The sequence below is a fragment of the Methylosinus sp. H3A genome (assembly GCF_015709455.1).
Taxonomy (GTDB): domain Bacteria; phylum Pseudomonadota; class Alphaproteobacteria; order Rhizobiales; family Beijerinckiaceae; genus Methylosinus.
Window position 1 is genome coordinate 2,709,257 of sequence record NZ_JADNQW010000005.1, and the last position, 13,868, is coordinate 2,723,124.

Here is a 13,868-nt window from a genome sequence, read left to right on the forward strand (position 1 = left end):
CAGTCCCGCTCAGCCGATCGCCTGTTGCTCACTCCACGCCTGCGGGGGTATCAACCGTTGGACTCGACTCGCCGCTGGATGGGATTTCGCAGGCAGCTCTTGGAATCCATGATGGCTCAACTGGAGATATCGTAGCCTCGGTAGCGATGGAATAGGGATCGGCTAAATAATAACATCAATCTGTGGGCGCATCTGGAGGTCAGCATATGCGAGAAGAGCTTCTTCCGCTTTGGGATGCAATTGAAAGACAAGAATTGCCGCCGCATTTTGAAGCGCTATTTTCGTATCTTTGGAATTCAGAGGAGGCCCGTTTCCAGGCCCAGGAAACATATGTCCTAGATTTCAAAGACAAACTCCCGGAAAAATTCTCTGACTCCTATGGGGCAGGTATAATTAGGCTCGCGCTAGCATTCCATAACACAATTGGCGGGATAATTTTATTTGGAGTTAATGATAGGACTCTTGATATATGCGGCGTATCGTCAAATTTTGAAATTGAGTTTTTTAACAGGGCGTTGTCAGATTCTACTGGCGTAAGCATTGAGTGTCTCACAAAGTTATATCATGTGCCAGGAATTAATCTACAGGTTGCCGCGGTTCTGGTTCCTAGGCGTCGTCTTTCTAGACCTGTAAAGTTAGTGAGGCAGGTTTATAAATATCAACCCGGCATGCTTTGGATTAGGGATAGACATGAGTGTATTGAGGCAAAGTCATCTAATTTTAACTTGTTATATTCAGATCGTTCTTTGTTAACATTCGAAACTAGATCAAATTCCGGTAGAATACAGCGTTTCTTGCCACCGCCACCCTCGACGATTAAAAACTTTATCGGGCGCGAGAGCTTAATGGAGGCACTTTGGGAGTGGCTCATTTTCGGGGATTCTCCCCGTCTCTATCTAAGTGGACCCGGTGGTTCGGGTAAAACGACTCTTGCGTTTGAGTTTGCTAGGGCGATCGCGGAGACCGCCGGAGACGTCCGCTTCCCTAATTCGGAGAAGTTGGACTGCGTGATTTTCCTTTCCGCTAAAGAAACGGAATTCAATCCAATTTCTAAAAGGGAACAAAAGTTTATGCTTTGTGACTTTTTAAACTCAGAGGAGCAACTCAAAGCAATACTTGTCCATTCTGGATTAGTATCTATGTCTGATGTCATAAGCATGGGATCGGAAAATATAAATTACTTAATTGATGAGCTATTCGATAATTTTAATATGCTAATAGTGTTGGATGATATTGATTCCCTTAGCAGAAGAAGGGTTGATACCGGAGAGGAGTTTTTGTTTTTGCGTATCGCTAAGAGCAAGCGAAGGGTAAAGATATTGTATACAGTTCGATATCCGGCGACGTATGCCTTGCAGAATTGCATACCTGTTCCTGGCTTGAAAGAAGACAAGGAGGTAGGGGTATTTATTGAAGAATGCTGCAAGCAGTTTGGTGTAAACAATCCATCTAAAGGTGAATTAGACAATATATATACTGCGACTGACGGACTTCCACTAATAATTGAAACTATAGTTGGAATTAGGAAGTTCGCGTCTACGTATGATATTGCTATATCTCAATATAATACAAAAGGTGGCGCGCAGGCACGGAGTTATCTATATCAGCGGGAGTATGACGCGCTGCATAAGGATGGAAAGTCTAGGTATGTTCTTGCAAGTCTATATCTGCTTGAGGATCCTGTTTCAACAGATACTATTAGTTCTGTTCTATATGAGAATTCTGCAGATCAGATTGTTGATGCGGTCACAGAGTGCTCTGCGATCTTTTTGACCACTGTGGATGTCGTTGAGAGTGGGGAAACTCTATATCAGTTATCGCCTCCGGCAGCGCCGTTCATTGGCCAAGTTTCCAAGACTTTGCCGTTTTTCGGCACTCTCAAGCGCAAAATTGAACATTTCAGAACCCAGGGGTCGCACGCAACCCCAGCTGAAGCGGCGATGATATCAAAGTTGGATGGGATGCTGTTAGTGTCCGACTACCAAGGGATCATCGATCAAGACCACCGCTTGTCGCGTGATGATCAACTTTTGGCTAACCCAAAAGTTCGAGCGCTTTTCGGGCGCGCTTACAGCTCGATGGATGATAAATATATGGAATTGGCCCGAGAGCATTTCCGAGCAGCGGAATCTAGCAATCTCAGGGATATCCAGATGATGCGAAACTGGTATCATATGGAAATTAAGTCTCGTTATAATTTGCCTGAGGCGGAGCGGATTTGTAGAAAGGTCCTGTCATTTAGGGATATTTCTCTTAGATACAGAAGTGAGTTTTTAAGTAAGCTTGGCTATTGTCATTTATTTATTTCTACATCATTCAAATTAACAGATACAGAGAAGTGTATTCTTGAGCTTAATAAGTCAATAGATGCTTACCTTGAGGCAATAGATGTTGGAAAGATGGTGCCAAGAGGTATTGACATTAGAGAAAATATCGGCTGGCTCGAAAGGCCTATCAATGCATACTTTAATGTTGCAGGCAGAAATGTTGATGTTATATTTGGTCTTCTTGAATATATAGTTGACCGTAAAAAGGAGGTTCATATAGATGTTATTGACATGATTCTAGAATATACCTTACGTTTCCCGGCACCTAAGAACGCAGATGGGCGAGATCGCATAAAATTGTTATGCAGTCGGATCGCGGGCAAAGCACGAAAAAATATGCGAGCTCTCAAAGAGCCGAGCGGTCTAGAAATGCTTGCCGAGCGCCTCGACGTGCTTCGTGGTGAATTAGAGAGAGCGTAGAGCTTGCGGTTTTTCGTTATGTGCGCAAACGATCGATTTCGCGCAGGTCTTGCTCGGCATGGGCGAAAACTAGCTGGTGGCCTATTTCGCTCAGGTGCGATATTGGTGCCCTATAAAGCGCCCATATGAGGCACCCAATGAGCCGGACTTTTGCATACTGTCGAGTGAGCACGAGCGATCAGACCCCTGAGAACCAAGTTCGCGAAATAGAGGCTGCTGGTTTTTGGGTCGAGCGGCATCGTATCGTGGCAGAAACGGTCAGCGGCGGGATCCCGGCGAGCGCCCGCTCGGGGTTTGCAAAATTGCTTGATAGGCTCGAGCCGGGAGACGTGTTGGTGGTGACGAAATTGGACCGGTTAGGTCGTAATGTGATTGACGTGCGTCAGACAGTGGAGGCGGTGGCGCAGCGTGGCGTGAGGGTGCACTGTCTTGCACTCGGTGGGGTCGACCTTACCGCGCCCGCCGGAAAAATGACGATGAGCGTGATCGGCGCTGTTGCCGAGTTTGAACGCGACCTCTTGATCGAAAGGACGCAAGCGGGTCTTGCCCGCGCTCGGGCGGAAGGGAAACAGCCTGGAAGGCCCTCTCGCCTTTCTAAAATTCAGAAGCAGCAGATAGTAGCGCGGCTTGCTGCCGGTTCGAGCATATACGGCCTAGCGAAAGAGTTTGGCGTGGACCGGCGCGTGATTCAGCGTGCGCGGGCCGTTGCTTACAGCGAACAGCAATCCTCAGTTGTCCGACCTATCAGCGATTGAGCGAGGCCGTTACCTCTGGGTATTTCATTCGGCTGTGTGCTTAACCTTCGCTCTGGCGACGCTTAACTAAATGGAATATAATTAACTTTATCACATGATTCTTAACTAAATACCGATCACATGAGGCGGTGTGCGTTTATAAGTATCTGAATATAAATAATTTTATATAAAGCTTAACTTCGATGAATGGAGTGTCAGTTAAATTTTTTTATATCAGTTTAGATATATTATTTTACACGGCATTTTGTTTATCCAATGCGTGGAGCTATATCGAAGTGGCGGGGCTGATATTGCTGTATTAAGGCGCAAAATGTGCGCATAAAAGGCGATGGTGATAACAGATGAATAAACGGTGCCTTCTGAAAGTGATGCTAGACGTTTTAAAACACTAAATTTGCACCATAACTCCGGCGGATTGATACAAGTAATTTCAGATAACAAAATGGCAATCATCTCTCTGTTTTATTTAATTTTATAGCGTCGCAACTCCATGATTTAAGTGTATAGTCGACTATGCTCTTGACTTTGGCCCTAGCATCTTCCCGCTTTACGGATTTCGCCAGTAGGGCATCGTAGTCTGTCAATTGATGCCGGATGTAGCCGTCCATCACAATACCGACGGCGGTGCCAATGCTCGCGTCGACCCAGTAGCGACCGGCGACGCGGTTTACTATCGCTCTTACATGTCTATTTGGACAGTTTGGATGATGTTTTTTCAAGTGATCGCGAATATCCGATGCTTTGAAGCGCAAGCTAGGAGTGGGCGATTCGAGAGCGCCGTCGGGCATAGCTTTTTCCAGATGAGTGATTGCAAAGATACAAGCCGATGTAGCTTGATTCATATACAATTTGAGTGCAAAAATTTCAACGCTAATCGCATTATTGATTTTTGTTATCAGCATATATACGATTGCAGGAGACGCTATATCAGTCATATCTGACTGACTAAATCACGAAAAATTGCAAGTTTATGATGTGTATAGTGTTTTTCAGGCTAATTATGTGGTGTCCTGCCTTCTGCGGAATATGGAAAATGCTCGAAGACAAACTGATACGTCCGTTCGACTTTTTCATCCCAGAGTTTACGATCATACACTTCCGGTAGTTGGTCTAGTTCCTGCCGAATTGTTTCACGCACATCCGCCTTAGCAGATTCACGCAACCGCCAGTCGAGAATGAGCTTTTCCTGCTTCAGCTTGTCGAGTAGCTCGCGTGCGATTGCCTTCACGTTCACCTCGTCCGCCTTCGTGAGCTTGGGCTCCGGACGGGTGAGGATGTCGAAAATAGCGAGCTCGTCCTCGGTCAATCCCACTTTGAGGTGTCGCTGCTCCTCTTCGTTCAATGACCTCGCAAAAGCCGTCAGCTCCTCGAAAAGGCGCTCCGCATCCAAACTGCCGGCGTTGTATCGGTCTATGAGACTATTCAGTCGTTCGAGCAGGTCCACCCGCGTTGGATTGCGATTGGCGAGCCCCTTCACACGTTCCTCGGCTTGACCGCGCAAAATTTCGGTCGCCGTTCGTTTGCGTCCCTGAGCGAATAGCTCGGTCAGCCTGTCGAAGTCGACGGTGGAGAGATCGAAGAGCTGTTTCATATCTTCGCCGGACGGCACGGGAGCGCGGATCTCGACGCCTGCGATAGCCTCATCGATCAGTCGCTCGATTTCGGCGATTGCGGCGAGTGCACTCCTGGTCGGTCCTTTTCGGGTCATCGTTCGGATCATCTCCGCGACGACCTGGAGAACGATCATATCGCCCCGGAACTCTATCGTGGCGGGATCTGGCAGGACCGCCCTGAAGAGCTTCCAAGCGTCCGAGACGAGGCGCAGATATGTGCGCTTCTCCTCGTCATTGCCGAGAAGCCTCTCCGCCGCTTGCTGCAGCGCCGCCTGACGTTCGAAGCCGTTCACGCGCATCACCTCGGCGGGACGAACATCGCGCGCCTCGGCGAAGGCGACCGCCAGACGTAGCGCCACCCGCAACTCCTCGACCAGCTTTTCCTTTCGCTCGATCGGGTCCGTGGTGACGCCGGGTCGCGGCTGGGCGTAGATCGCCAGCGCGGCCTTGAGATTGCGAAACACCCCGACATAGTCGACGATCAGCCCAGCCTGCTTGCCGGCAGAGACGCGATTTGCACGCGCGATCGTCTGCATCAGCGTGTGATTTTTCATCGGCTTGTCGATGTAGACCGTCGAGCAGGTCGGCACGTCGAAGCCGGTGATCCACATCGCGCAGACAAACACGAGCCGCAGCGGATCCTCCGCCGCTTTGAACTTCTCGTCCAAATTCTCTTTGACCAGTCGTCGTCGGTGCGGCTCGATATCGAGGCCGCGCTTCGCCATGAGCTGGATTTCATTCTGCGAGGGGCTCACGACGACGGCCATGTCGGTCTTGGCGAGCCAATCGACCTGCTCTTGGAGCGCCGCGCGCTCGACTGCATCCGAGATCGCGGCGACGCGCTTCGCCTCCCGCGCCAGCATCTCGTCCCAGTGATGGCGAACCTTGTCATACATGCGGATCGCGGTCGCCTTGTCTATGGCGACGAACATCGCCTTACCGCGATAGCCGCGCGCTGAAAAATGACGCACGAGATCGGCTGCGACCTTCTCTAGGCGATCGTTATTGGTGATGAGGTGATATTGCTTGGCGAAGCGCCGGGAGAGGGCGTCCTCCTCCTCCTCGGTCAAGTCCGCGTCATCGATCACCTGGGCGATCTCGTCGCCGAGCTGCTCATTGGTGAGGTGCAGCTCCGGCAGCCGGCTCTCGTAATAGAGCGGCACTGTGGCGCCGTCGGCGATCGACTGCGCGAAATCATAGATCGAGACGTAATCGCCGAACACCTCACGCGTCCGCTCCTCCTCGCCGGCGATCAGCGGCGTTCCGGTGAAGCCGATGAAGGCGGCGTTCGGCAGCGCCGCGCGCATATTGGCCGCGAGCGTATCGTATTGGCTGCGATGCGCCTCGTCGGTGATGACGATGATGTCCTTACGGGTCGAAAGCACGGGATAGACCTCTCCCCGTGCGGTCCCGAATTTTTGGATCAGCGTGAAGATGTAGCGCTCATTCCCGCGCAGCAGCTCTTTCAGATGCTCCCGGCTGCGCGCCTGCACCTCATCACGGGTCTTGATCAGCGCGCCACAAGCGGAAAAGGTTCCGGTGATCTGTTCGTCGAGCTCTGTGCGATCGGTGACGATCAGAAACGTCCAATCGCCCGGCTTCTTGCGCAACACCTTACGGGCGAAGAACAGCATGGACAGGCTCTTACCTGAGCCTTGCGTGTGCCAGAAGACGCCGAGCCGTCCCCGGTTCTCGTCGATCTTGTCGACGGCCGCGATGGCGCGGTTCACGCCGAGCAGCTGATGCGTCTTGCCGAGCTTCTTGACGAGGCCGTTCTTGCCTTCCTCAAAGACGATGAAATTCTCGATGAGATCGAGGAAGCGCGCAGGACGGCACGCGCCTTTGATCAGCGTGTCGAGGCTGACGACGCCGGGCTCGTCCTCGTCATCGACCCGCTTCCACTCGGCGAAATATTCGAGCGGCGCCTGCGGAGCGCCCAGCACGGCTTCGCGTCCATTGGAGAGCACGACGAAAGCGTTGGGCGTGAAGACATGCGGAATGGTAGTGCGATAGTCGCTGAGATTGCCCGTATAGGCGTCGGCCATGGCGCGATGGGCCGCCTTCAGCTCGATGAACAGCAGCGGCAGGCCATTCACAAAGCCGACGAGATCGGCGCGCTTCGTATAGAGCTCGCCCGCGAACCAGACCTGCGAGGCCAGCAAGAAGTCATTCTGATCCGACGCTACCCAATCGATGACGCGGACCGTCTCCGTCACCCTGGCGCCGCCGGCGCCGCGTATCTCGACCTTTACGCCATTGAGCAGGAGATCATGAATTTCGGCATTGGCCCGAATGGGATCGATCGCCCCGCGTTCGCGAGCGATGACAGAATAGGCGTCGTCGAGAGCTTCTTGCGGCAGATCGGGATTGAGCCGTTTCAGCGCGAGGCGGAGCCGGTTCGGCAAAATGGCGTCGCGCTTGGAGGCGCGCCCCTCGACGCTGCCGCCCCTGCCGGAGAACTCGCCATAGAGATCGGCGGTCTGCCAGCCGAGCGATGCGAACAGCTCTATGGCGGGCTGCTCGATGAGATCATTCTCGGAAAAACCGCCATAGAGCTGCTGGCGCTGCTCATAGGAAATGTCGTCGGATCCACCGGAACGCGTCATTCCTCGCCCTGATCCTCTTCCAGAGGCTCACCATCAGCCGGACGCGAGAGCGCCTTCACGCGATTGCCGAACACCAATTTGAAGCGGTCCATCTTTGCGAGCATCCAATCATGGAGATCCTCGCGCTGGGACTCGTCGCTGGGGTCGACGCTATGGCGGAACAGAGCGATGCGCGACGCCTTCTTTGTCGGCAGCTCTTGCCAGTCGAGCGCCTCGCCGAACTCCCGTTCGATAGCCAGCTTGTCGGCGAAGAGAGCGCGAAAGGCGGATTTATCTACGTCGCGACGAGCGTAGAGCTCGACGCCGATTCGCCTCTTGTCTGTGCTGATGGTGGCGCTGATCACGAAGTCGCTGCGGCCGATCGGGAAGTTGAACCAATGGTCCTTATTGGGACGCCTGATCTTGAAGTGCGAACCTCTCGCCTTCAGGAACTCGGAGAAGGACGCCCAATAGGAGAGCCGCACATGATGTCGCGCGGCCAGCTCACCCTCTCCGAGATGACGCGCCGCCGAGCGCGCGCTCCTCGTCCAGTCGTTAGGGCTGGCGATGACGTTGAAGCGCGGAGCCGGCGCCGAATTGTCGATGCGCCACAGCTCGATCTCTATGGCGAAGAAGGAGAAGTCGTCGGCCGTGTTCGTGTTCAGCCAATCGATCGCCGCACGATGGTCGGGCTGGATCGTCTCGGCGATCCAGACGATCGTCTTGGCGCCCTCTATGCCGGCGAGATAGGTGAGGATTTGCCCGAGATGCTTGTGATCGGTGCGGCCGAACTGATTTTCGATGACGACGCGATGATCGGCCTCCTCGGTCGAGCGCGCCAGAATATCGGCGCGGAAGGAGCCGACCCAATGCTCGACGGCCTCCACCTCGAGCTCCATGCCGAGCGCGTCGCCGAGCAGCGCTATCACGGCCGGCTCGGCGAGCCAGGGCGTGAAATTGCCGTCCTCGGTCGGCCAGGCTTTGGTGAGCGGCACACGGTCGAATTTGCCGAGCGTGACGATCGAGTTCATTCCGCCGCCTCCTTCAGCGCTGTCGCAGCGGCGCTGACGTCGATCTCGCCGGCGATGAGCTTGGGGAGGAGGAGATCGCGCTGGGCGCGGAGGTTGGCGTTTGCACACTCCAAGATCTCTCTCAGGTCTGCAAAGCCTTCCATGATATGATCAAACTGTTCCAACAGTCGCTTAGGCGGCAATATTATCGGCATAGAGGTAAGGACTTGGGCATTGGCGTTCGGTTGCGCCGCCCCGCCGACGTTTCTCGCAATGAACGCCTTATATTTGTCACTCTCGATAACTTGCCCTAAATAATAATTCGAAGAAATATTGGTGATCCGGAGGCGGACCAAATACGACGCAAAGACAGCAGAGGGGTGACGTTTGCCAAGATGCTTCGCGTATCCAGTCGTAGCGCCAGTGCGGGCTATAACAATGTCACCTGGAGATAAAGAATACTGCTCAGCTTTTTTTGCTGGGATACTGCAATATGGAACACGGCTCCAATCAATGGCCGCGGGAACGATATCTGTGATTCTCAGAAACTTCGGGCCGATGTTTTCCTGTGTGGCTTTAGCGGTGTAGCCGTAGTCGACTTTATCGCAAACGTCTTTGATCGTAGCCATCGTCCACCCACGCGGGATCGGCCCGATGGCGCTTTCGACCAAGGGCAGACCCTCGCAGCCGGGGGCGCGGAAATGGACGAACCATTCCTCGAAAATGCGCCGCGCCATATCCTCCAGGATCGCAATCCTCCGCGTGTTGTTCTCGATGAGGTCGTCAAACCTGGCAAGGAAATCCGCTATACGCCGTTGTTCATCGCAGCTGGGCAGTGAAACCTCGAACTCTCTGAGCATTTGAAGATTTATATGAGGCACCCCAGACGAAGACGCTAAAGCTTCAATTTGAGCTATTATCCTTGGCTGTCTGAAATAATAATAAATGAAAGTAGAATCGGCCATTGACGGATCTACCGTAAGTTTCATCTGACTTTGTGAAACCACGTAACGATCATAAGGACCATTTTCTGGTATCAGCCCAATCTGGCCGAGTGTCCCCCGTTGAGTGAATACAAGATCTCCCGGTCGCGCAATGTGCGCGCTTAATTCATCAGCTTTTTGCTGCGATACAAATACAAAATCGTTGGCGTTAAACCGACGATCGAAGGGAAGATTTATTCCACGGATAACAGGAACACCTTTATGCACATACATACTTGAAACGAGCTTCGAACCAAAAGGGCCACCGTTGAGAGCATGTGGCGCTTTATCCGCGAGTTCCAAAATTGTGTTTGTTTGGCGCATTACATCAATTCCGCAACATTTGAGGCAATGAGAGTCTCCAATTCACGTGCCTCTCCCGTCAGCCTCTCGAACTCCTCCTGCAACTCCTCGAGCTTCTCGCGAAAATCCTCGGTCTCCGCCTCACGCGCCGAGGCGCCGACGTAGCGTCCAGGATTGAGACTCCAGCCCTGCGCCTCAATCTCCTCGCGGCTCGCCGCCTTGCAGAGGCCCGGCACATCGGCATAGCTCTTCGCAAGCCCGCGCTCGTCGAGCAGATCGAAGGAATTGCGGATCAGCTCCACTTGCTCCCCACGCCACAGACGCACGATATTGGCGAGGAACTCGATCTGCGCGTCCGTGAACTCGCGATGCGCGCGGTCGATTTGGCGGAACACATGGCGCGCGTCGATGAAGAGAACCTCATTCGCGCGCTTGGTCTTCGTCTTGCCCTTGTCGAAGAACCAGAGCGTGCAAGGCAGAGTGACCGTGTAGAAAAAATTCGGCCCGACCGAGACGATGCAATCCACCATCCCCGTCTCGATCAGCGCCTTGCGAATGTCGAGCTCCGTGCCGCGCGCGTCGGCGGCGGAATTGGCCATGACGAAGCCGGCGCGGCCCGTCTCGTTCAGCGCCGACCAGAACATCTCGATCCAGAGATAATTAGCGTTGTCGGGCTTGGGCAGCCCATGCGGGAAGCGATCCTCGCGCTTCTTGATCGCATCCTTCTCCTTGTCGACGCCATCGACATTGAAAGGCGGATTTGCCATGAGGTAATCGAACTGGCCGACGATAGGGAAGGGCTCGTCATAATAGGCGTTGGCCTCGCGGATCGTCCCACCGACGCCATGAACCGCGAGATTCATGCGCGCCAGGCGCTGCGTCTCGGCGACCTTCTCAATGCCGAAGATTGACAGCTCCTTCTCCGGCGCGCGCTTATGGGCGCGCACGAAATCGGCCGAATGGACGAACATGCCGCCGGAGCCGCAGGCGGGATCGAGGATGCGGCCGTGATAGGGCTCGATGATCTCGACGATGAGCTGCACGATGCTGGAGGGTGTGTAGAACTCGCCGCCCTTCTGCATCTCCTGCTTGGCGAAATTGCCCATGAAATTCTCATAGACACGCCCGAAGGCGTCGCCGGAGATGTCGAGCGGAGCCAGCTGCTTGATGAGCTCGCGCAGAATATCGTCTCCGACGGCGCCGTAATTCTTGGGTAGAGCGTCGGCGAGATCGGGATTGTGCTTTTCTATGTCCGCCATCGCGCCATTGAGGGCGCGGCCGAGATTGGCGCCCTCGGGCAGAGCGAGGAGATGGGAGAAGCGCGCCTCCGGGGTCAGATAGACGACGCCCTGCGCCTTGAAAGCATCCGGCGTCGGCGCGCCGAGACGACTGCCCGGACGCGGCTTCAGCTTCTTCTCCGCTTCGGCGAAGCGCCCGTCCGCATAGCGGAGGAACAAGAGACCGAGCACCGGGCGGGAATATTCGGAAGGCTTGAGGCCGGAATTCGCCCGCAGCTGGTCCGCCACGTTCCAGAGCCGCCGATCTGTATCCGCATCATCCGAAGCCATAATTCCCCCACGAAATCGAAGGGGCCTATCTTGCCGCCGCGACGCCGGAAAGCAATACGGTTTCAGAGAAGACGGTATCCGCTCCCGCACCGCCGCCTCGGACGATCGATGGATCGCCATTCCCGATGGAGGCGAGGGGCACGAAAGCCCAATAAGCCGCGCCGGACGCTCGGCGGCCCTGCGGATTTCCTAGCCACGTCGCTATGTTCGAAGTCCTAGAAAAAACCCGGACGTTCCATGGGGATGGAGCCTGGGAGCAGAGTAATCAGGCCGCCGATCCCTATCACCGTTCGGCCGCGTCATTCGACCGAAGGAATGTTTCGAAGCACGTCTCGAGGAGCTCTTTCATAGACATCCCTCGTTGAACGGCTTCCCCCTTAAAGCGACGATGGAAATCGGAGGACACCTTGAAGTTCATATCCACAGGAGCCGGCCGACCCGCCGATGGGACGGCGCCGGTCGCATCTTCGCTCTCGATCGTGGAGCTTGGGTCGTCGCCGACCTCCATGCATGGGGATATTCGAGCATCTCGGCGCGCCGCATACTTCGGATCGAAGGTAATCTGTAGGCCGGGGTGCAGCGGCATGTAGGATCCCAGGACGGCTGAGAAGAGCGCGCCGGGTTCGATTTCCAAAGCTATGGCGAGAGGAATCGTTTGCTCTAAGGGCACGCGAAGTTCACCGGTGGCGAAAAGACAGATCGGCCGATCACTGCTGTAGCCGATGTCCATCGCGACCTGTGATGCTGATTTCCGTTCTTGAAGAGCCTCTAGCCCCTCTCGTATTAGCTTGGTGGCCGTCGCTCGTTGCTCGCAACACTTAGTCTTCACGTTGATTGTCCTCTATTAAAAGTAGCTATTTGCTGTTTTAACATACATTTTTGTTTTGTTGTGCGGGGTGTAAAAGCTATCTTTTTGTCATTCAAGGTTGGGTATCGTCTATATTTTATTGCGGGATTTCGGAGCCCGGGCGCGCTTTAGGGTCGCGAATTGCTTTGCCCGCATTCGGGTTGCACACCTCTAAAAGGTCGGTGATCGTCGGTCAACTTGTATATCACTAAACGTATGCCGATAAAATCCATTCAAAATCAGTCAGTTTTTACTGTTGTATATCTCTATATGGGTTGGTATAGTGTCGTTCATTAGACATGTATAGAGGGATCGCCGTTATGCGTGGAGCTATAGCGTATGTAAGAGTTTCGACTGAGCATCAGGCAGCAAATGGGATAAGCTTGGATGGTCAAACGACACAAATTCGTAGATTTGCTAAGGATATAGGCTTTAAGATAATGAAGGTAATGAGGGAGTCTGCCTCGGCAATGGGCGAATCTATTGAAAGCCGGCCAGTGCTTAGAGAGGCTGCTGATTTATCTGACCGTAAGGGGTGGCCTATAATCGTGGCGAGTTTCGATCGATTTACACGAAATCTGGCTACGGCAGAGAATCATGTTCTCAACAATAAGCTACATATTATTTCAGCAAGCAACGGCCCCGATGCCGATTACCTCGTTCTGCGCAGTCAAGCCGCGCGTGCTCAAAAAGAAGGGCGGGAGATCGGTCGGCGCACAAGGGAAGGGCTGGCCAAGGCTAAGGCTCGTGGCGCCCGTCTCGGCAATACTGTCAACTTGAATGAGGCGCAGAGGAAAGGCGCCGATGCCAACAGAGCCCTCGCTCGGCAGCGCGCCGGAGAATTCGCGAGAATACTCGCCGAAGCTCGCCGGCAGGGCGCACAAACGGCCGGTCAAATTGCATCGACGCTCAATCAGGCTGGCTATTCGACGGCTCGTGGCGGTCCTTGGACGTCAGCAAACGTCTACCGAGTTCTGCGGCAATTGAAGCCTTCAGGGCGGGGCGAAGGGCGATCGGGATCGATGCCAATCTCGCGTGCTGATGCCCCGGAGGAGGTCGACCTGACCGCAGAGGAATTAGAATGGCTCTCGGTTGAGCTCAAAGAGCAAGAATCACGGGAGTAGGGGCTCTGAGAGCGAATCAGCATCGTCCGTGCTGAGCACAAGATGGGTTGCGCGTTGATGCCACCCATGCTTTGAATCGAGACGTGCCGTTGTGACGGTCGGGTGTGACGGGAGGTGACGGGTGTCGTCCTGAAATTTCCGGCTATCTTATTGTTAAAGTTGTTAAATCTAGATTCTGGCTGGGGCGGGAGGATACCGCCCCCGGGCGCCAGAATGCGCAAGTCATTGGCGTCGCATCACGTCCGGCGAGGTTGGCCGAGTGGTGTCACGCGCATTTGTAGCACTCTGGCGCCGCGACGCAATCCGTGATTCGCCGCGGCTATCTTTGAGACC

General features: G+C 54.1%; 9 protein-coding genes. 3 read left to right on the forward strand and 6 right to left on the reverse strand.

Features of this window, described 5'->3' with window-relative positions; all coding sequences use genetic code 11:
• The first annotated feature begins 206 nt into the window (after nucleotides 1–206).
• The gene (locus IY145_RS15630) at nucleotides 207–2,747 is read left to right on the forward strand and encodes an RNA-binding domain-containing protein (RefSeq protein ID WP_196409056.1); all 2,541 of its coding nucleotides are present in this window, start codon (nucleotides 207–209) and stop codon (nucleotides 2,745–2,747) included.
• 137 nt (nucleotides 2,748–2,884) lie between these two features.
• The gene (locus IY145_RS15635; RefSeq protein WP_196409057.1) at nucleotides 2,885–3,502 is read left to right on the forward strand and encodes a recombinase family protein; all 618 of its coding nucleotides are present in this window, start codon (nucleotides 2,885–2,887) and stop codon (nucleotides 3,500–3,502) included.
• Between the two features lie 449 nt (nucleotides 3,503–3,951).
• Here the strand turns inward: IY145_RS15635 and IY145_RS15640 are convergent, their stop codons facing one another.
• From IY145_RS15640 to IY145_RS15665, 6 genes are all read right to left on the reverse strand, one after another.
• Entirely contained in the window at nucleotides 3,952–4,437 is a 486-nt protein-coding gene (locus IY145_RS15640) for a DUF2293 domain-containing protein (RefSeq protein ID WP_210332677.1), read from the reverse strand.
• Nucleotides 4,438–4,496: 59 nt separating this feature from the next.
• Nucleotides 4,497–7,721 carry a type I restriction endonuclease subunit R gene (locus IY145_RS15645; protein WP_196409059.1) on the reverse strand — a complete coding sequence of 1,075 codons (3,225 nt, stop codon included), beginning with the start codon at nucleotides 7,719–7,721 and terminating at the stop codon, nucleotides 4,497–4,499.
• The gene (locus IY145_RS15650) at nucleotides 7,718–8,731 is read right to left on the reverse strand and encodes a DUF4268 domain-containing protein (protein ID WP_196409060.1); all 1,014 of its coding nucleotides are present in this window, start codon (nucleotides 8,729–8,731) and stop codon (nucleotides 7,718–7,720) included. The genes IY145_RS15645 and IY145_RS15650 overlap by 4 nt, the downstream gene beginning before the upstream one ends.
• Nucleotides 8,728–10,017 (reverse strand): restriction endonuclease subunit S, encoded by a 1,290-nt coding sequence (locus IY145_RS15655; RefSeq protein WP_196409061.1) that lies wholly within the window; start codon nucleotides 10,015–10,017, stop codon nucleotides 8,728–8,730. The genes IY145_RS15650 and IY145_RS15655 overlap by 4 nt, the downstream gene beginning before the upstream one ends.
• The gene (locus IY145_RS15660; protein ID WP_196409062.1) at nucleotides 10,017–11,564 is read right to left on the reverse strand and encodes a class I SAM-dependent DNA methyltransferase; all 1,548 of its coding nucleotides are present in this window, start codon (nucleotides 11,562–11,564) and stop codon (nucleotides 10,017–10,019) included. The genes IY145_RS15655 and IY145_RS15660 overlap by 1 nt, the downstream gene beginning before the upstream one ends.
• 283 nt (nucleotides 11,565–11,847) lie before the next feature.
• Entirely contained in the window at nucleotides 11,848–12,294 is a 447-nt protein-coding gene (locus tag IY145_RS15665) for a hypothetical protein (RefSeq protein WP_196409063.1), read from the reverse strand.
• 437 nt (nucleotides 12,295–12,731) lie between these two features.
• Here IY145_RS15665 and IY145_RS15670 point away from each other — a divergent pair, with 437 nt between their 5' ends.
• Entirely contained in the window at nucleotides 12,732–13,535 is an 804-nt protein-coding gene (locus tag IY145_RS15670) for a recombinase family protein (protein WP_196409064.1), read from the forward strand.
• Nucleotides 13,536–13,868 lie beyond the last annotated feature (333 nt).